The sequence below is a fragment of the Bacteroides faecium genome (assembly GCF_012113595.1).
In the GTDB taxonomy this organism is placed as follows: Bacteria; Bacteroidota; Bacteroidia; order Bacteroidales; family Bacteroidaceae; genus Bacteroides; species Bacteroides faecium.
On sequence record NZ_CP050831.1, the window covers coordinates 1 to 19,225 of the forward strand.

The 19,225-nt window shown below is 43.1% G+C and carries 15 protein-coding genes; 7 read left to right on the top strand and 8 right to left on the bottom strand.

Annotated features, from left to right (window positions below; all coding sequences use genetic code 11):
• Positions 1–1,413, top strand: coding sequence for a chromosomal replication initiator protein DnaA (dnaA, locus tag BacF7301_RS00005; RefSeq protein WP_167959402.1), 1,413 nt, complete (start codon positions 1–3; stop codon positions 1,411–1,413).
• Positions 1,414–1,508: 95 nt separating this feature from the next.
• Here dnaA and BacF7301_RS00010 read toward each other — a convergent pair whose 3' ends face one another.
• Positions 1,509–2,252: an NADPH-dependent oxidoreductase gene (locus BacF7301_RS00010; RefSeq protein WP_167959403.1), complete on the bottom strand. Its 744-nt coding sequence runs from the start codon at positions 2,250–2,252 to the stop codon at positions 1,509–1,511.
• A gap of 284 nt (positions 2,253–2,536) precedes the next feature.
• Here BacF7301_RS00010 and BacF7301_RS00015 point away from each other — a divergent pair, with 284 nt between their 5' ends.
• From BacF7301_RS00015 to folB, 4 genes are all read left to right on the top strand, one after another.
• On the top strand, positions 2,537–5,074 hold the full coding sequence (locus BacF7301_RS00015; RefSeq protein ID WP_167959404.1) for an adenosylcobalamin-dependent ribonucleoside-diphosphate reductase: 2,538 nt from the start codon (positions 2,537–2,539) through the stop codon (positions 5,072–5,074).
• A gap of 131 nt (positions 5,075–5,205) precedes the next feature.
• Positions 5,206–7,887: a 4-alpha-glucanotransferase gene (locus BacF7301_RS00020; RefSeq protein WP_167959405.1), complete on the top strand. Its 2,682-nt coding sequence runs from the start codon at positions 5,206–5,208 to the stop codon at positions 7,885–7,887.
• Between the two features lie 250 nt (positions 7,888–8,137).
• Entirely contained in the window at positions 8,138–9,190 is a 1,053-nt protein-coding gene (locus BacF7301_RS00025) for an acyltransferase family protein (RefSeq protein ID WP_167959406.1), read from the top strand.
• Positions 9,174–9,545 (top strand): dihydroneopterin aldolase, encoded by a 372-nt coding sequence (gene folB, locus BacF7301_RS00030; RefSeq protein ID WP_167959407.1) that lies wholly within the window; start codon positions 9,174–9,176, stop codon positions 9,543–9,545. The genes BacF7301_RS00025 and folB overlap by 17 nt, the downstream gene beginning before the upstream one ends.
• Before the next feature lie 151 nt (positions 9,546–9,696).
• On the opposite strand, the gene BacF7301_RS00035 is transcribed toward folB, so the two are convergent.
• From BacF7301_RS00035 to mtaB, 4 genes are read right to left on the bottom strand one after another with little or no spacing between them, the layout of a single operon-like run.
• Positions 9,697–10,224: a methylglyoxal synthase gene (locus tag BacF7301_RS00035; protein ID WP_167959408.1), complete on the bottom strand. Its 528-nt coding sequence runs from the start codon at positions 10,222–10,224 to the stop codon at positions 9,697–9,699.
• A 4-nt stretch (positions 10,225–10,228) separates the two neighbouring features.
• On the bottom strand, positions 10,229–11,257 hold the full coding sequence (locus BacF7301_RS00040; protein WP_167959409.1) for a glycosyltransferase family 2 protein: 1,029 nt from the start codon (positions 11,255–11,257) through the stop codon (positions 10,229–10,231).
• Entirely contained in the window at positions 11,254–12,180 is a 927-nt protein-coding gene (locus BacF7301_RS00045; RefSeq protein ID WP_167959410.1) for a lysophospholipid acyltransferase family protein, read from the bottom strand. The genes BacF7301_RS00040 and BacF7301_RS00045 overlap by 4 nt, the downstream gene beginning before the upstream one ends.
• Positions 12,181–12,182: 2 nt before the next feature.
• Complete coding sequence (mtaB, locus tag BacF7301_RS00050; RefSeq protein ID WP_167959411.1) at positions 12,183–13,502, bottom strand: tRNA (N(6)-L-threonylcarbamoyladenosine(37)-C(2))-methylthiotransferase MtaB; 1,320 nt, start codon at positions 13,500–13,502, stop codon at positions 12,183–12,185.
• A 110-nt stretch (positions 13,503–13,612) separates the two neighbouring features.
• On the opposite strand from mtaB, the gene BacF7301_RS00055 reads away from it, so the two are divergent.
• Both BacF7301_RS00055 and BacF7301_RS00060 read left to right on the top strand, forming a co-directional pair.
• Complete coding sequence (locus tag BacF7301_RS00055; protein ID WP_167959412.1) at positions 13,613–15,286, top strand: long-chain fatty acid--CoA ligase; 1,674 nt, start codon at positions 13,613–13,615, stop codon at positions 15,284–15,286.
• A 159-nt stretch (positions 15,287–15,445) separates the two neighbouring features.
• Entirely contained in the window at positions 15,446–15,667 is a 222-nt protein-coding gene (locus BacF7301_RS00060) for a hypothetical protein (protein ID WP_022136938.1), read from the top strand.
• Positions 15,668–15,771: 104 nt separating this feature from the next.
• Here the strand turns inward: BacF7301_RS00060 and BacF7301_RS00065 are convergent, their stop codons facing one another.
• From BacF7301_RS00065 to BacF7301_RS00075, 3 genes are all read right to left on the bottom strand, one after another.
• Positions 15,772–16,689 (bottom strand): sugar phosphate isomerase/epimerase family protein, encoded by a 918-nt coding sequence (locus tag BacF7301_RS00065; protein WP_167959413.1) that lies wholly within the window; start codon positions 16,687–16,689, stop codon positions 15,772–15,774.
• A gap of 144 nt (positions 16,690–16,833) precedes the next feature.
• Positions 16,834–17,703, bottom strand: coding sequence for a 3-keto-alpha-glucoside-1,2-lyase-like domain-containing protein (locus BacF7301_RS00070; RefSeq protein WP_167959414.1), 870 nt, complete (start codon positions 17,701–17,703; stop codon positions 16,834–16,836).
• Between the two features lie 34 nt (positions 17,704–17,737).
• Complete coding sequence (locus tag BacF7301_RS00075; protein ID WP_167959415.1) at positions 17,738–19,225, bottom strand: glycoside 3-dehydrogenase; 1,488 nt, start codon at positions 19,223–19,225, stop codon at positions 17,738–17,740.

Here is a 19,225-nt window from a genome sequence, read left to right on the forward strand (position 1 = left end):
ATGATTGAATCAAATCATGTCGTACTTTGGAACCGCTGTCTCGACGTTATAAAAGACAATGTTCCTGAGACGACATATAATACTTGGTTTGCCCCTATTGTTCCATTAAAATATGAGGACAAAACATTGATTTTACAAATCCCCAGCCAGTTTTTCTATGAAATACTGGAAGAGAGATTCGTAGATCTTATCCGCAAGACATTGTATAAAGTCATTGGCGAAGGCACCAAGTTGATGTACAACGTTATGGTAGACAAGACTTCGATTCCGAATCAAACCGTGAATCTCGAAGCAAGCAATCGCTCTACGGCTATTACTCCCAAAAGCATATTTGACGGTAACAAAGCGCCTAACTTCTTGAAGGCTCCTGCTGTTCAAGACTTAGACCCGCATTTGAACCCCAATTATAACTTCGAAAACTTCATTGAAGGATACAGCAACAAGCTGTCGAGAAGTGTAGCCGAAGCCGTAGCACAAAAACCCGGGGGCACTGCTTTCAACCCGTTGTTCCTTTATGGAGCATCCGGAGTGGGAAAAACGCACCTCGCAAACGCAATAGGCACGAAAATCAAAGAAACGAATCCTGAGAAAAGAGTATTGTACGTTTCGGCACATTTGTTCCAGGTACAATATACGGATTCTGTACGTAATAATACGACGAACGATTTCATCAACTTCTATCAGACGATTGATGTATTGATTATCGATGATATCCAGGAATTTGCCGGTGTCACCAAGACGCAGAACAATTTCTTCCATATCTTCAATCATTTACATCAAAACGGCAGACAGCTCATATTGACTTCCGACCGCGCTCCCGTGTTATTGCAAGGTATTGAAGAACGCCTGCTCACCCGTTTCAAATGGGGCATGGTGGCAGAGCTCGAAAAGCCGACTGTAGAACTTCGTAAAAACATTCTGCGCAATAAGATACACCGCGACGGATTACAGTTCCCACCGGAAGTAATCGATTATATTGCCGAGAACGTGAACGAAAGTGTACGCGACCTGGAAGGTATCGTTATCGCAATCATGGCACGCTCTACTATTTTCAACAAGGAAATAGATATGGATTTGGCACAACACATCGTGCATGGGGTGGTTCATAATGAGACAAAGGCTGTTACCATTGATGATATCCTCAAAGTGGTATGCAAGCATTTCGACCTGGAACCGGCTGCCATACACACAAAATCCAGAAAGAGAGAAGTAGTTCAAGCAAGGCAGATCGCCATGTATCTCGCCAAAAATCACACAGACTTTTCAACATCCAAGATAGGTAAATTCATCGGTAACAAGGATCATGCAACCGTACTTCACGCCTGCAAAACCGTAAAAGGACAATTAGAGGTGGACAAGAGCTTTAGCGCAGAGGTACAGGAGATTGAGTCATTACTGAAGAAAAGAAATTAAAATACAAGTGTTTAAAGTATTAAGTATTATCCGTGCGGATACGCTTTATATGTATTTCACGCAGCTACGGTAATACTTAATACTTTCTTTAATACTTATTTCAAGAATCCTTGCTGACGAAGTACTTCCAATAGATTTTCAGACATAAATTCGTTATCTTTCTTTGTGTAACGTACATCTGTAAATACCTGGGCTAAAGTTTCTTTCTTGTTTTCTTCGATAAACTGTTTATTTTCCGGCAATGATTCTTTGTATGCGTAGAGCTTCTCTATCTCTTCCGGCGTATAATCGTGGTATTTTTCATCGTGCACGGCAGCTTCCAAGGGCAGGCGGTCTACTTGCGCGGGAATACCATCGGGATAACCTACCGTTATCGTCGTAAGAGGGAATACCAGTTCGGGCAATTGAAGAGTATCAATAATCATTTGGGGATTATAAGTAGTAGTACCCAAATAGCAAATACCGAGTCCTACTTCTTCAGCCAGCGTACAGAAAGTCTGCGCAACCAGCAAAGTATCCATAGACGCATTCATAAAAGACATTAAATTATCATAGCCCGGCACAGCTTTCCGCTGTTCGCACCACTTGCTGAAGCGACGGAAATCAGCACAAAAAGTAAGTACCACCGGTGCATTTTTTACCATCGGCTGGTTAAAATGAGCGGGCGAAAGTTTCTCCTTCATTTTCGTGTCGCGAGTGACAATTACACTATAAAGTTGCATCCCCCCCATCGTAGAAGCACGGAAAGAGGTTTCAAGCAAATCATTTAACAAATCAGGAGCAATATCCTTCGACTGGTATTTCCTGATTGTTCTTCTGTTCTTTACGGTTTCAAACATATCTTTTTTTTGCAAAGATATAAAAAGAAAAAACTATTCCACCATACTGATAGAAAAGAATAGTTTTCTTTTTGGAAAACTTTAACCTTTGAACAAAAATCAAATTTATCTGTTTATCAAATACTTAGCGCACACAAATGGAAAACTTGCAACCTGTTAATAAATTATTTCATTTTTATTTTGATAGATGAAAAAACATTCTTAGCTTTGCAGCTACATTTGTTAACGATAAGTAAACTTCTACACATTACTTATTAAAAATCAGATTTAGCACAAATTGAATCGTGGAAAAACAAATTTATTCTTATGACGAAGCCTACGAAGAATCTTTACGATATTTTCAAGGCGACGAGCTTGCTGCAAGGGTTTGGGTAAACAAATACGCAGTAAAGGATTCTTTCGGAAATATCTATGAAAAGTCTCCGGAAGACATGCATTGGAGAATTGCTAATGAAGTGGCACGTGTCGAATCAAAGTATCCGAATGCGCTGACAGCAAAAGAACTGTACGATTTACTGGATCACTTCAGATACATCGTTCCCCAAGGTAGCCCGATGACAGGAATCGGTAACGACTACCAGGTTGCTTCACTATCCAATTGCTTCGTTATCGGAGTAGATGGCGCTGCCGACTCATACGGGGCGATCATCAAAATCGACGAAGAACAGGTACAACTAATGAAAAGACGTGGTGGCGTGGGTCATGACTTGTCGCACATCCGTCCGAAAGGTTCTCCGGTTAAAAACTCCGCTTTGACTTCTACCGGTCTTGTTCCGTTCATGGAACGGTATTCTAATTCGACCCGTGAAGTAGCCCAGGACGGACGCCGTGGCGCATTGATGTTGAGCGTATCTATCAAGCATCCGGATTCCGAAGCTTTCATCGACGCCAAGATGACAGAAGGAAAGGTGACAGGCGCAAACGTTTCGGTTAAACTGGACGACGCTTTCATGCAGGCTGCCGTAGAGGAAAAACCTTACGTACAGCAGTATCCTATCGACTCGGCTAATCCGTCATTTACTAAAGAAATCGACGCTTCTACCCTATGGAAGAAGATTGTTCATAACGCATGGAAATCAGCAGAACCGGGTGTCCTGTTCTGGGATACGATTATCCGCGAATCTGTGCCCGATTGCTATGCAGACCTGGGTTACAAGACCGTATCTACTAATCCGTGTGGAGAAATTCCATTGTGTCCGTATGACTCTTGCCGTCTGTTGGCTATCAATCTATATTCTTATGTAGTGAATCCGTTCAAACCGGATGCTTACTTTGATTTCGATTTGTTCCACAAGCATGTAGCTTTGGCTCAACGTATCATGGACGACATCATCGACCTTGAACTGGAAAAGATCGAGCGCATCATGAACAAGATTGATGATGACCCGGAGAACGAAGAAGTAAAACGTGCGGAACGTGTACTTTGGGACAAGATATATAAGAAGAGCGGACAAGGTCGCCGTACTGGTGTAGGTATCACTGCCGAAGGTGACATGCTCGCTGCTTTGGGACTGCGCTACGGAACGGAAGAAGCAACGGAATTCTCAGAAAAAGTACACAAGGCAGTAGCTCTCGGAGCATACCGTTCGTCAGTAGAAATGGCGAAAGAACGTGGCGCTTTCGAGGTGTACGACAGCAAACGCGAACAGAACAATCCGTTCATCCAACGTTTGGCGGAAGCAGATCCGACACTGTACGAAGATATGAAGAAGTACGGACGCCGTAACATCGCTTGTCTGACTATCGCTCCTACCGGAACAACCAGTCTGATGACGCAGACTACTTCGGGTATCGAACCTGTGTTCCTGCCTGTTTACAAGCGCAGAAGAAAGGTGAATCCGAACGATACGAACGTTCATGTGGACTTTGTTGACGAGACAGGGGATGCTTTTGAAGAATATATCGTATTCCACCATAAGTTCGTTACCTGGATGGAAGCTAACGGATATGACCCGTCAAAACGCTATTCACAGGAAGAAATCGACGAGTTGGTAGCTAAGTCTCCTTATTACAAGGCTACTTCCAACGATGTAGACTGGTTGATGAAAGTGAAGATGCAGGGAAGAATCCAAAAATGGGTGGACCACTCCATCAGCGTGACTATCAATCTGCCGAATGACGTAGACGAGGATTTAGTAAACCGTCTGTATGTGGAAGCATGGAAATCCGGCTGTAAAGGATGTACCGTATATCGTGACGGTTCACGGTCCGGCGTATTGATTTCTACGAAGTCGGAAAAGAAAGAAGATTTACCGCCTTGCAAACCGCCTACGGTTGTAGAGGTACGTCCGAGAATTTTGGAAGCTGACGTGGTACGTTTCCAAAATAACAAGGAGAAATGGGTGGCTTTCGTCGGCCTGCTGGACGGACATCCTTACGAAATCTTCACCGGTTTGCAGGATGACGACGAAGGCATCCTGTTGCCTAAGAGCATAACTTCCGGACGTATCATCAAGAATGTTGATGAAGACGGTACAAAACGTTACGACTTCCAATTTGAGAACAAACGTGGATATAAGACGACCATTGAAGGACTGTCAGAGAAGTTTAACAAGGAATATTGGAACTATGCGAAATTAATTTCGGGAGTACTTCGCTACCGGATGCCGATTGAGCAGGTTATCAAGTTGGTAGGCTCTCTGCAATTGAACAGTGAAAGTATCAACACCTGGAAAAATGGTGTGGAACGTGCTTTGAAGAAGTATATTCAGGATGGAACCGAAGCCAAAGGAAAGAAATGTCCGAACTGCGGCAATGAGACATTAATTTATCAGGAAGGTTGCCTGATCTGCACTAGCTGCGGTGCTTCCAGATGTGGATAAACATCTTACGTATGTTAATTAATATATAAACAAAAGGTTAAAAGGAGTCCGCGAGGGTTCCTTTTATTTTTTATTCAAAAAAATGTCTTATACTTGCAGTGTCTTAAATATTCAATCAAAATCTAATATATATGATTTTATCATTTAATATCGAATATCGCACCAACTGGGGGGAAGAAGTCAGGCTTGCCGGCTTGTCCACGGAGTCTGTCCCCATGCACACAACAGATGGTATATACTGGACGGCAGAACTGGAAGTGGAAGTTCCCCAGGAAGGGTTAACTATCAATTATAACTATCAGATAGAACAAAACGGGAGCGTTATCCGCAAGGAATGGGACAATTTCCCACGATGTATTTTCCTGTCCGGCGTCCCCAGAAAGAAATACAGAATCAATGATTGCTGGAAAAATATTCCGGAGCAACTGTACCTTTACAGTTCGGCTTTTACGGAAGCATTATTGTCGCATCCCGAAAGGGAAAGTATTCCGCAAGGTCACAAGAAGGGACTGGTAATCAAAGCTTATGCTCCACGCATTAACAAGGATTACTGTTTGGGGATTTGTGGCAATCAGAAGGCATTAGGCAACTGGGAGCCGGAAAAGGCTGTTCTGATGAGTGACGCCAACTTCCCGGAATGGCAGGTGGAACTGGATGCCAGTAAACTCAAATATCCGCTGGAATATAAATTCGTTCTTTACAACAAGCTGGAAAAGAAAGTGGACTGTTGGGAAAATAATCCCAACCGCTACCTGGCAGACCCGGAAATAAAGACGAACGAAACGCTCGTGATTTCCGATCGGTACGCTTATTTTGATATTCCTGCTTGGAAGGGAGCAGGTATGGCTATTCCTGTGTTCTCGTTGAAATCGGAAAAGAGTTTCGGAGTCGGTGATTTCGGAGATTTGAAACGTATGATCGACTGGGCTGTACGCACCCATCAGAAGGTGATTCAGATTTTACCTATCAACGACACAACCATGACGCATGCATGGACGGATTCTTATCCTTACAACAGTATTTCTATCTATGCTTTCCATCCGATGTATGCGGATATGAAGCAAATGGGAACACTGAAAGATAAAGAAGCCGCATCCGGATTCAATAAAAAACAAAAGGAATTGAATAGTCTGACTGCCATTGATTATGAAGCGGTCAATCAGACGAAATGGGAGTTCTTCCGTTTAATTTTCCGGCAGGAAGGAGAAAAGGTTTTGGCTTCCAAAGGGTTCAAAGATTTCTTTGAAGCAAATAAGGAATGGTTACAGCCTTATGCTGTATTTAGCTATCTGCGTGATGCTTACCGGACGCCTAATTTCCGTGAATGGCCGAAATACTCTGTTTATAATGCAGAGGAAATAGAAAAGATGTGCCAGCCGGAGACGGCAGATTATCCGCATATCGCTTTATATTATTTCATCCAGTATCATCTGCATCTGCAATTACTGGCAGCTACGAAGTATGCCCGTGAGAAGGGTGTCGTACTGAAAGGGGATATTCCTATCGGTATCAGCCGTAACAGCGTGGAAGCCTGGACAGAACCGCATTATTTCAATCTGAACGGACAGGCAGGAGCTCCGCCCGATGATTTCTCTGTGAATGGGCAGAATTGGGGATTCCCCACTTACAACTGGGATGTAATGGAGAAAGACGGATACCGCTGGTGGATGAAGCGTTTCCAGAAGATGGCTGAATACTTTGACGCCTACCGGATTGACCATATTCTCGGATTTTTCCGTATTTGGGAAATACCGATGAATGCCGTACACGGATTGTTAGGCCAGTTTGCACCTTCCCTGCCAATGAGCCGGGAAGAGATAGAAAGTTACGGTTTCACATTCCGGAAAGAATATCTGAACCCATATATCCATGAGTCGTTCCTCGGACAGCTATTCGGGCCCTATACGAATACTGTGAAACAAGATTTTCTCGAGTTGGCAGATGAGTCCGGAATTTATCGCATGAAGCCGGGGTTTGAAACGCAACAGGAAGTGAAACAGTTCTTTGCCGGGAAGAACGACGAAGACAGCATCTGGATTCGGGACGGATTGTATTCTTTAATCAGTAATGTATTGTTTGTACCGGACAAGAAAGAAGAAGGCAAATATCATCCCCGCATTGGTGTACAACGTGACTTTATCTTCCGGGCATTGAGCGAAGAGGATAAGAACGCTTTTAATAAACTATATGATCAGTATTATTATCATCGTCACAATGAGTTTTGGTATCAGCAGGCGATGAAGAAGTTACCTCAACTAACGCAGTCCACTCGTATGTTGGTATGCGGAGAAGATTTGGGTATGATTCCTGCTTGTGTGCCGTCCGTGATGAATGATTTGCGTATTCTTAGCCTGGAGATTCAACGGATGCCTAAGAATCCGATGTATGAGTTCGGACATCTGGAAGAATACCCGTACCGGTCGGTTTGCACGATTTCCACGCATGATATGTCTACGCTGCGCGGTTGGTGGGAAGAAGATTATCAGCAGACGCAACGTTATTACAATACAATGCTGGGACATTATGGTATTGCGCCTACTGTTGCGACTCCTGAACTGTGCGAAGAAATAGTACGCAAGCATCTTAACAGTAATTCCATTCTCTGCATTTTGTCATTCCAGGACTGGTTGTCCATAGACGGGAACTTGCGGAATCCGAATGTGCAGGAAGAACGAATCAATGTTCCGTCCAATCCCCGGAATTATTGGCGGTATCGGATGCATATCACACTGGAGCAGTTGATGAAAGCACAGGGGCTCAATGATAAGATAGGTGAGTTGATTAAGTATACCGGAAGAAATCCTGAAAAATAGATATAGATAAAGTACTATAAAACAATATGGATAATGCGCGGATAATACAGGGGTAAGGATATCAGAACCTTGAATTATCCGCGTTATTCATATCTCTGATATTCTTTTTTTGCAATAATCGAATCGGTATTCATTTTATTGTTTCGCTTTACGCAGTCGTCTTTTTATTTTCTTCGTCTTCTCCATTTTATTCCAATTTATCAAGTATCTTTGCGCCCGAATTGCGAAATAAAAGATATTAAAAGAGAGAATGGAAGGCAACCCGGGTAAACGTATTGATTTTGTGGACTTAACCAAAGGAGTCTGCATCATTCTTGTAGTCATGGCACATATTGGCGGGGCTTTCGATAAACTCGACAAGGATTCTATGTTATCTTGTTTCCGCATGCCGCTCTATTTTTTTATATCGGGAGTCTTTTTTAAATCATACGAAGGGTTATTGGGATTCATCGTCCGAAAAATAAATAAGCTGATTATCCCTTTCCTGTTTTTTTATCTAAGTGCTTTTCTACTGAAATATATCGTTTGGAAAATAGCACCGGGAGTTTTTCAAATCCCCGTATCATGGAAAGAGCTTTTGGTGGTATTCCACGGGCACGACCTTATCAAGTTCAATCCCCCCATTTGGTTCCTGCTTGCATTGTTCAACTGTAATATTCTGTTTTATCTGATACATTTCTTGCGGGAAAAGCATTTGTCCCTCATGTTCGCCCTTACACTGTTGATAGGCTGTGCAGGATTTTATCTCGGAAAGTTACAGATAGAACTACCTCTCTATATAGATGTTTCCATGACTGCTCTGCCTTTTTATGTAGCAGGTTTTTGGATTCGCAGATATAACTTTTTCCTGTTTCCAAGCCATCGGTTCGACAAATTGATTCCTGTTTTTGTTCTATTGGCATTAGTGGTGATGTATTTCACCTCGACTACACTGGGAATGCGCACAAACAACTATTCAGGAAATATCTTCCAAGTTTATATCGCAGCATTTGCAGGAATATTTATGATTATGTTACTTTGCAAAAAAGTGAAAAGGCTGAAGGTGGTTTCTTACCTGGGGAGATATTCTATTATCACCTTGAGTATTCACGGGCCTATTCTTCATTTTTTAAGACCATTGGTAGCACGATACATTCATAATGACTGGGCACAGGCTATTGCACTCCTGTTCATAACGTTGAGTATCTGTATCTTGCTCACCCCCGTATTTCTGAAAGTAATCCCGCAAATGGTTGCGCAGAAAGACTTATTGAAAGTAAAACAAAATCAGACTAACAATCCATCATATGAAGATAAACAATAGCTATATTCTTTTGGAAAAGATTCGCTGCTACGCTTATCACGGAGTCGCACCACAAGAGAATCTTATCGGAAACGAATACCTCATTGACTTGAAACTGAAAGTAAATATCAGTAAAGCCGCACAAACGGATGAAGTTGCCGATACCGTTAACTACGCCGAAGTACATCATGTGATAATGACAGAGATGGCTGTTCCGTCAAAGTTACTGGAACATGTAGGTGGAAGAATTATAAAAAAACTGTTTGAACAGTTCCCGACTATTGAAGAAATCGAGCTCCGACTTTCTAAAAGAAATCCGCCAATGGGGGCAGATATAGAGTCAGCGGGGATAGAACTGCATTGCAGCAGAAAATAAAACAGAAACATCTAATTTTTATTCAGGCACGGATTACACGGATTTCGCGGTTTTAAGTTAATTGGAACCGTGTAATCCACGTAATCTGTGCCTGATTTACATTTTTATGTAGAATTATCTGACAGGTCAGCCCGTCATTATCTTAAAATTCTTATTTTCTTTTCTTCTTTCTTTTGTTCACTGATTCCACAGCTTCCGTTACCACAGTTTTATCCTGGAAACGTTTAGTATAACTGGAATAATCAGGATGAATACGTTCGTAATCAGGATCCATAAACAACGGGCTGGAAATAATATGATCCGCCGTTGAACGGTTACAGCAGAAAACGATATTTTCTACACCTGCCAGGCGGGTTAACGCCTTCACATCCGTATCATGTGGCTGTAAAGTCATTGGGTCAGTGAAAAAGAAAAGATAATCAATCTGTCCGTCCACAATGCGCGAACCCATCTGCTGGTCGCCCCCCAAAGGCCCGGATTTCAAAATCGTAAAATCCCACTCCTGTTCGGGATGTTTCTCTTTCAACGCTTCCAATATCAATGTACCGGTAGTACCTGTACAGTAGAATTTATTCCCCATCAATAATTCAGAGTTCCACAGTACCCATTCGATGAGGTCTTTTTTCATAGCATCGTGCGCTACCAGCCCGATACCTCTTCTAACTTTTGATGATTCCATCTTGTTATCCTTTTAAGTCCGACAATTGAGAGAACCGTTTGCATCCTCTCGCATAAAACTGCCACAAGATACTACTTTTTGTTTGTTCGGGAATCGGATTCAAAGTTTTTTTTCTTTGATTCTCTTCACGGGATGAAGAAAATGATGGACATATCTTCTTATATTCCTTACGTGCACTTACCACTGCACGAGCATTACCTACATCACCTTTCAGCAGAAAAGTAAGTGCCGCTACATAATCAAGGCAAGCCCGGATACGCATCACTTTATTTAACTCTTCCTGCGGAAGATTCTTATAGAGCATGACAAGATTATTACGGAAATTAAGAAAAGTCTTACGAGGGTTCTCTTTTTTGAGGGTAGCCCCGCCTACATGATAGACAACACTTTGAGGAATACAAACAATCTCACGTCCACGGGAACGAAGTCGCCAGCAGAAGTCAATCTCTTCCATATGTGCAAAGAAACGCCCGTCCAGTCCGCCGACATTCAGATAATCGGCACGGCGGATAAACAAAGCCGCCCCCGTCGCCCAAAATACGGGAAGTATCTTATCATACTGACCTTCGTCTTTTTCAACTACTCCCATGATGCGGCCACGACAGAAAGGATAACCATACTTATCTATAAATCCGCCCGATGCCCCGGCATATTCAAAATATTCTTTTTGCCGCTGGCTCCGTATCTTCGGCTGGCAAGCAGCTATTTCCGGATGAGCATCCAAATAGGCAATCATCGGTTCCAGCCAATGCTCCGTCACTTCCACATCGGAGTTCAGAAGTACTACATATTCAGCATCTACCTGTTGCAAAGCCAAATTGTATCCGTCCGCGAAACCATGATTCTGTTCGAGTATGATTGTCCTGACAGAAGGAAATTCCCGATGGAGCATATTCACGGAATCATCCGTAGAACCATTATCCGCCACACAGACCTCTATCCCCTCTCCTTCCGAATAACGAATTACAGACGGAAGAAAAGTACGAAGCATATCGCATCCGTTCCAATTCAGAATGACAACTGATACTTTCATTTTCCTTCTTTTCTCTTGTTCTGTTCTTCCTGTTCATTCCGCGCACATTCTTCCTGAGTAAATTTCCATCGTTTATGCGACCATAGCCAGTAAGCAGGTTCTCTGCGAAGGGTTTGTTCCAAACGCTGTGCAAACATTTCGGTTATCTCTCCCTCGGCTGTTTCCTTGGGAGTTTCCGTCATCAATTTAAATTCGGCTTCGCAATATCCTCTACGATTCTTCGTCAGTTCACAATAGAAAACAGGGAAGTTCATCATTTTGGCAATGCGTTCCGCACCATTCAGGAAAGCGGTTTGCTGTCCCAGGAAGGTAGTCCAATATCTATCACCGCTAGGCCACTGGTCGGTAATCAGTCCGACCACCATCTTTTTGCCTTCACGTTTCAATTTAATAATCTCGCGGGCAGTAGAATGTTTCGGTATATTGTATCCGCCAAAACGGGAACGTATGCGTTTGAACAGTTCGTCCAAATATTTATCTTTCAAAGGCTTATACACCTGCACGGGAACATCTCCCGGCTTCATGATCGCCCCCATCCCTATCAGCCATTCATAATTGGCATAATGGGGAATCATCACGATAATTCCGCCATACTTTTCCGTCAGTTCCAAATACTGTTCCGTATTCTTATAAGTCATCCTTTCGCAAAGGTCTTCGGCAGACATATGCAGCAACTTCAAATCTTCCAGCATATAATCCGAAAGATAACGATAAAATTTGCGCTCTATCTGTAATCTTTCCGCATCGGTCTTTTCCGGGAATGACCTCTTCAAGTTCTCCCGGACGACTTTCCGACGATATTTTCCCACACGGTACATCAACAGATAATTGAAATCCGAAAGAATATACAATATTCTGAACGGAAGGGCTGAAAAGAGCCACATCCCCGTAGATACGAGCCAATAGATAAATTTTGATTTCATACTTATATCAGAATTGTACCTTTTAAGGCTGTCTTATCTTCGTTAAATTCCCCCAAACGTACATTGACTACCTGATTGTCGAGCGAGTTGTCACTATCCACTTCCACACGGATATAGTTTTCCGTAAATCCATGCATCGGAGTGCCTGCTTTCGATTTCTCCATCAGCACCGGCATGGTCTGCCCGATATGACGGGCATAAAAAGCCTGCGTCTTTTCATCCGAAAGCGTCAATAGTCGTTGGCTGCGCTGATGCTTTTCTTCAGGTGAAACGACATAGTCTATCTTCAGCGCCTGTGTTCCCGGTCGTTCGGAATAGCTGAACACATGCAGTTGAGTCACATCCAATCCGGCAATGAACTGACAGGCTTGCTCGAAATATTCTGTCGTCTCACCACGGGTTCCCACAATCACATCCACGCCGATAAAAGCGTCCGGCATCACCTCTTTTATCTTCTTCACTTTCGAAGCAAAGAGAGCGGTATCATACCGACGGCGCATCAACTTCAACACTTCGTCGCATCCCGATTGCAAAGGAACATGGAAATGAGGCATAAAGCGACGGGAGCGAGATACGAATTCGATGATTTCATCCGTCAGCAGGTTGGGTTCGATAGAGGATATACGATAACGTTCGATTCCTTCCACTTCATCCAGTGCTTTCACCAGGTCAAAGAAAGTTTCTCCCGTTGTCTTGCCGAAATCTCCGATATTTACTCCGGTCAGGACGATTTCTTTTCCGCCTTCGGCAGCGGCACTCTTTGCCTGCTCCACCATAGAAGCAATAGTTCCATTGCGGCTCCGCCCACGGGCAAAAGGAATGGTGCAGTATGAACAGAAGTAATCACAGCCATCCTGCACTTTCAGGAAAAAGCGCGTACGGTCACCCCGCGAACACGAAGGAGAAAAGGAACGAATATCTTTGGTTGCAGTAGTAACGGCTTCGCCTTTTTCATGTTTTTGCAAGTCGCCCAAATATTGGAGCAACTCGCCTTTCTGTTCGGCTCCCAGTACTACGTCCACTCCGTCTATCTTTGCCACATCGCCGGGTTTCAACTGCGCATAACATCCGGTCACCACCACAAAAGCACCAGGATGCTGCTTCACCAACCGATGAATGGCCTGCCGGCATTTCTTATCCGCCATCTCAGTCACCGAGCAGGTATTCACCACACAGATATCCGCTTTCTCACCCTTACGGACAGTCCGCACACCTGCCTCACGCAGTATTTTACCAATAGTCGAAGTCTCTGAAAAATTTAATTTGCAGCCTAGTGTATAATAAACGGCTGTCTTATTTTGAAATACAGTGGTATCTATCATAAGCTGTTATAAACACATTAACTTTGCAAAGTTACACATTATTATTAGTAAAACCCTTTTGGATACGAAAGTTTATTCCTATTTTTGCACAATTCACTAAAAAACGTGCAATGATTAAAGAGAATTTCATTAAACTATACGAAAATAGTTTTCGTGAGAATTGGGATTTACCTTGTTATACTGATTACGGAGAAAATACCCAATATACGTATGGACAAGTAGCTGAAGAAATCGCCCGTTTACACTTGTTATTCAAGCATTGTAGCCTTCGCAGAGGAGATAAGATATCAGTTATCGGCAAAAATAATGCACATTGGTGCATCGCCTATATGGCAACTATCACATATGGCGCAATCGTCGTACCCATCCTTCAGGACTTTACTCCCAACGATGTTCATCATATCGTCAATCATTCCGAATCTGTCTTCCTGTTCACAAGCGACAGTATTTGGGATAACTTGGAAGAAGAGAAACTACAGGGATTAAGGGGAGTCTTCTCACTGACCGACTTCCGTTGCCTGTATCAACGCGACGGAGAGACCATACAGAAGTTTCTGAAGAATACCGATAAAGAGATGCATTCTTGCTATCCGAAAGGATTTACCCGCGAAGATGTGCAGTACACTACCCTCTCCAATGATAAAGTAATGCTCCTGAACTATACTTCCGGTACTACCGGCTTCAGCAAGGGAGTCATGCTAACAGGCAACAGTCTCGCCGGCAACGTTACTTTCGGCATTCGCACCGAATTGCTTAAAAAAGGAGATAAAGTACTTTCTTTCCTTCCGCTTGCCCATGCCTACGGTTGCGCATTCGACTTTCTGACAGCAACAGCCGTCGGCACCCATGTCACCCTGCTTGGAAAAACTCCTTCGCCCAAAATCATTATGAAGGCTTTTGAGGAAGTGAAACCAAACCTGATTATCACCGTACCGCTCGTGATCGAGAAGATATATAAGAATATCATCCAACCTCTTATTAATAAGAAAGGAATGAAATGGGCGCTTAATATTCCTTTGCTCGACACGCAGATTTATAATCAGATACGCAAACGGCTGATCGACGCACTGGGCGGTCGTTTCAAGGAGATTATCATCGGCGGTGCCGCCATGGATAAAGAAGTGGAAGAGTTTTTCTACAAAATCAAATTCCCTTTCACCATCGGTTACGGAATGACGGAATGCGGGCCACTTATCAGCTATGCTCCGTGGAATGAATTTGTACTGGGTTCTTCGGGAAAGATACTGGATATTATGGAAGCCCGTATCTACAAGGAAAATCCGGAATCGGAAGTGGGAGAAATACAGGTACGCGGTGAGAACACAATGGTGGGTTATTACAAGAATCCGGAAGCCACACAAGAAGTATTCACCGAAGACAACTGGCTGCGCACCGGTGACCTCGGAACAATGGATGCCAACGGCAATATTTTTATTCGCGGACGTCTCAAGACCATGATTTTGAGCTCAAGCGGACAGAATATCTTCCCGGAAGAGTTGGAAACAAAGCTCAACAACCTGCCGTTCGTTCTCGAAAGTATCGTCATCGAACGCAACAAGAAGCTGGTCGCCCTTGTCTATGCCGACTACGAAGCACTGGATTCACTCGGACTGAACAACCCGGACAACCTAAAAACAATCATGAACGAGAATCTCAAGAATCTGAACGCAAATGTAGCCGCTTACGAAAAAATCAGCAAGATACAACTCTACCCCACGGAATTTGAAAAAACGCCGAAAAGAAGTATCAAAAGATACCTATATAACAGTATAGCTGTCGATTAATATGTTCTAAAACATAGGGAAAGAGTAAGAAAAGGGCCAGTTACCAAAAAATATATAAAAAAAGTTGGCTTTTCGAGAACAACATATTGAAAAAGTACATACCTTTGCATCGTTTTAATAAAGCAATTGATTGTATTACGTTTTTAAAAAGCAAAGAAAATGAAAAAATTAGTTTTGATGGCCGTAGCTATCGTAGCAGTATCATTCGCATCATGTGGTAACAAAGCAGCTGACGCAGCAAAAGCAACTGCAGATTCTATCCGTATCGCTGACTCAATCGCAGCAGTGGAAGCAGCAGCTCTTGAAGCAGAACAAGCAGCAGCAGATACTACAACAACTGATAGCGTTGCAGTAGAAGTAACTGAAACTGTAGCTGAATAATTCAGTAACAGCCTAGAGAGAATTGAAAGTCTGACATGCGCAAAGCATGCACAGACTTTTTTTTATGCCTTATCGTAAGCAGTTTATACTATTTGGAATAGAAGTTATTTGGAATAGGAGCTTTTCACAAAAGGAGCGTCCAATAAGTAATCCAGACTCACTTCCACACTTTCCTCTACCGGAATACTATATTTCTCGATTTCAGCAACAAGATAGTTTACACCTGCCGTCTTCGCATTATTAAAGATTGCATCGAAACCTACCATTCCACTCTGACCGATTTCCCTGTGGTCTTTGATATGGAATATCTTGAATCTGCCCGGATATTTATTAAAATAATCTACCGGACTATTCTGACCGCGAACCACCCAGTAAACATCCATCTGGAAGAAAACGTATTCGGGATTCGTATGTTCCAGCATATAGTCATACATCACGTTACCTTCCACTTTTTGGAATTCATGGGCATGATTATGGTAGCCGAACTGCAAGCCCTGTTGTTTACAGCGTTTGCCTATTTCATTATAATAAGCACAGTAAGTTTCCAGATCCTTCAGTGTTTTAGGAACATCCATCCAGGGAGCTACGATATATTTCATACCGGCTGCCTTATGGTCTGCAATACACTGCTCCCACCATTCAAGCGATTTTGAATAATTACCGGAAGCCAATTCTTCCTTCGATAATCCACGTGTACAATGCGAAGACAAGACTTTCATTCCTGCCGATTCGACATCTTTCTTAAATTGCCGGGGAGTTCTATCGTAAAATTTTCCATTATTATAATTGGCCGCTTCAACACCGGTATAACCCATTTTTGCCAATTTCTCGAGAATAGCAGTATAAGTCGGATCACATTTACCGTCCTTATTGTCCACCTTATTCAATATATCTCTAACGGAATAGAGCTGAATAGCTACTTCTTTCTTTGCTTTTTTAGCTTTTTTCTTCGTCTGCGCGGTCATCGCAACCGGAATCATGAGAAGAACAGCCAAGGCACATAAATAAATTCGGGTTCTCATATAATAGATATCAGGGATTATAATTATTCAATTTTTTATGAAAAAAGGCACGGATTACACGGAATTACACGGTTGTTATATAATAACGATAGTCAGAAAAACCGTGTTATCCGTGTAATCCGTGCCTTTTTCCTATTTATGTGATTAGTCTAAAATCTTCACGCGGATATTGCGGAACCAAACATCATCACCGTGATCTTGCAATCCGATAAATCCTTCATGGTTTTCGCCACCGCAATTGTTCAGCAATTCAAATGCCAAAGGCCATTTGTCTTCGCTAAACTTGCTTGCCTGCAACATATCCGTCCACTGTTTTGTCCACAGGTGATATTCCAATACGTTTTCATCGTTTTGTCCATGAACAACCGTGCCTTTATAAACCATAACCTTCGCCTTGTTCCATTCACCGAACGGTTTAGAGTTTTGAGGAACTGCCGGAATCATGTCATACAGAGAAGCTGACTGGCGGTTGTTATCCTTACCCAATTTGGCATCCGGATGATTGGTATTGTCCAATATCTGATATTCGGGCGCAGAGATATAAATAGGTTCGAGCACGTCGTTACCATCTTTATCCTTAGAAGTAATTTCCTGAGCCAGATACAAGATACCTGAATTACTGCCTTTAGCAACTTTCCATTCCAGTTCCAGTTCAAAGTTTTTAAACTTATGCGCAAAAATCAAGTCGCCACCGTCACCGTCCTGCGCTTCACCGCCACCGGTTCCATTGAATTTGATGCAGCCATCTTCAATTGTCCACTTGGTAGGAACACGGTCCTTACCATAACCACGCCATCCGTTAAACGTTTCACCGTCAAAGATAGTGATGTAACCATCCTTATCGACAGGTAAATTCAAGCTGTCTGCTTCCACTGCTTTCAATGATTTAGAATAAGACAATGCAACCTTGTCTGATGTCTGCTCGCCTTGAGCATTTCCGGCTTTCTGACCGCCACAAGAAGTGAAAACTCCCGCAACCAGGCAACAAGCCAAAGGATAAAATACTTTTTTCATGATATTATTCTGTTATTTGATTAGGATATTCTTTTTATCTCGGCATATCAGGCAGTCTCCAGCCTTCACGATAGTTGTGCTTCACCAGTTCGGCAGCGAATTGTTTCGCGTTCACCGGTTCTGTCCAAGTCTTATCAAAAGTAGGATGACCGTTATGAATCTTAAAGCCATCTTTTATACAAGTTCTGATAGTTTCATTATCACCGATGTTGGTAAAACACATATTAGCACCATCCCACTCCAAAGTCTTGTTCAAAGCTTGCAGACGGATAGCCAATACTCCCATTACTACCATTTCATTCATCGGCCCTGCTTCGGAGAAATCAGATTTAGTCATGACACGGCTTGACTTATCTTCTTTACAAGCACGCACCCAGTCCATTTCGTGACCACCATTCATAGCATTAGGTACACGACGGCAAACTTTCGGAGCATTAGGTGTACGACCGGAAAGCAGCCAAGGATTCTGTCCATAACATCCGCAAATCAAAGTATCTTTCGTTCCGTGGAAAATAGTCAGACCACCACCACTTTGCATCAGTTGTTTACCTTGTGGGAATCCTTTCGGACGTTCAGGCATCATACCACCATCATACCAATGGATTTCAACTTCCGGAAGGGCCACTTTCGGCATATTATCACGGGCAGGGAAAATCATTTTCACATGCTGCGCCTGCGGAGCACAAGCACTCAGCAACAAAGTAGAAGAACCTTCCACCTTAGTAGGATAACCCAGTTTTAAGGCTCTGAACGGTTGATGCAGGATATGGCACGCCATATCACCCAATGCACCTGTTCCATAATCCCACCATCCGCGCCAGTTCCAAGGATGATAAATTTCATTATACGGATTCAACTTAGCCGGGCCGGTAAACAAATCCCAGTTCAATGTACTTGGGATACGGTCTGCCTTTTCAGGAGCATTCAATCCTTGCGGCCAGATAGGACGGTCGGTAGCACATTCCACCTTAGTCACTTCACCGATTTCACCATTCCATATCCATTCGCAAACCAAATCCGTGCCTTCGTCGGATGCCCCCTGATTACCCATCTGAGTAACAACACCGGTCGAAGCAGCCAGGTTAGTCAGCAAACGTGATTCATAAACCGAGTGAGTCAACGGCTTCTGACAGAATACGTGCTTACCCATTGTCATCGCATCGGCGGTAATAATAGCATGAGTATGGTCGGCAGTAGCAATAATTACCCCGTCGATAGATTTACCCATTTCATCGTACATCTTACGATAGTCCCAATATTTCTTTGCTTTCGGGAATTCGTCGAACACACCTTTTGCATATCTCCAGTCCACATCGCAAAGAGCCACAATGTTTTCAGTGCCCTTCACTTTATTAATATTGGCATGTCCCATGCCACCAATCCCCACGGCTGCAAGATTCAATTTATCACTGGGAGCCACATGACCGTGACTCATTCCTAAAATAGAACTCGGAGCAATGGTAATGCCTGCCAAAGCCATAGCGCCCGTTTTGAGAAAGTCTCTCCTTGAAATGTCTGACAT

What these genes read in the sequence shown, in the direction of transcription:
- dnaA (WP_167959402.1), top strand. Translation starts at nt 1, where the DNA reads ATGATTGAATCAAATCATGTCGTACTTTGGAACCGCTGTCTCGACGTT.
- BacF7301_RS00010 (WP_167959403.1), bottom strand. Translation starts at nt 2,252, where the DNA reads ATGTTTGAAACCGTAAAGAACAGAAGAACAATCAGGAAATACCAGTCG.
- BacF7301_RS00020 (WP_167959405.1), top strand. Translation starts at nt 5,206, where the DNA reads ATGATTTTATCATTTAATATCGAATATCGCACCAACTGGGGGGAAGAA.
- BacF7301_RS00025 (WP_167959406.1), top strand. Translation starts at nt 8,138, where the DNA reads ATGGAAGGCAACCCGGGTAAACGTATTGATTTTGTGGACTTAACCAAA.
- folB (WP_167959407.1), top strand. Translation starts at nt 9,174, where the DNA reads ATGAAGATAAACAATAGCTATATTCTTTTGGAAAAGATTCGCTGCTAC.
- BacF7301_RS00035 (WP_167959408.1), bottom strand. Translation starts at nt 10,224, where the DNA reads ATGGAATCATCAAAAGTTAGAAGAGGTATCGGGCTGGTAGCGCACGAT.
- BacF7301_RS00040 (WP_167959409.1), bottom strand. Translation starts at nt 11,257, where the DNA reads ATGAAAGTATCAGTTGTCATTCTGAATTGGAACGGATGCGATATGCTT.
- BacF7301_RS00045 (WP_167959410.1), bottom strand. Translation starts at nt 12,180, where the DNA reads ATGAAATCAAAATTTATCTATTGGCTCGTATCTACGGGGATGTGGCTC.
- mtaB (WP_167959411.1), bottom strand. Translation starts at nt 13,502, where the DNA reads ATGATAGATACCACTGTATTTCAAAATAAGACAGCCGTTTATTATACA.
- BacF7301_RS00055 (WP_167959412.1), top strand. Translation starts at nt 13,613, where the DNA reads ATGATTAAAGAGAATTTCATTAAACTATACGAAAATAGTTTTCGTGAG.
- BacF7301_RS00060 (WP_022136938.1), top strand. Translation starts at nt 15,446, where the DNA reads ATGAAAAAATTAGTTTTGATGGCCGTAGCTATCGTAGCAGTATCATTC.
- BacF7301_RS00065 (WP_167959413.1), bottom strand. Translation starts at nt 16,689, where the DNA reads ATGAGAACCCGAATTTATTTATGTGCCTTGGCTGTTCTTCTCATGATT.
- BacF7301_RS00070 (WP_167959414.1), bottom strand. Translation starts at nt 17,703, where the DNA reads ATGAAAAAAGTATTTTATCCTTTGGCTTGTTGCCTGGTTGCGGGAGTT.
- BacF7301_RS00075 (WP_167959415.1), bottom strand. Translation starts at nt 19,225, where the DNA reads ATGTCAGACATTTCAAGGAGAGACTTTCTCAAAACGGGCGCTATGGCT.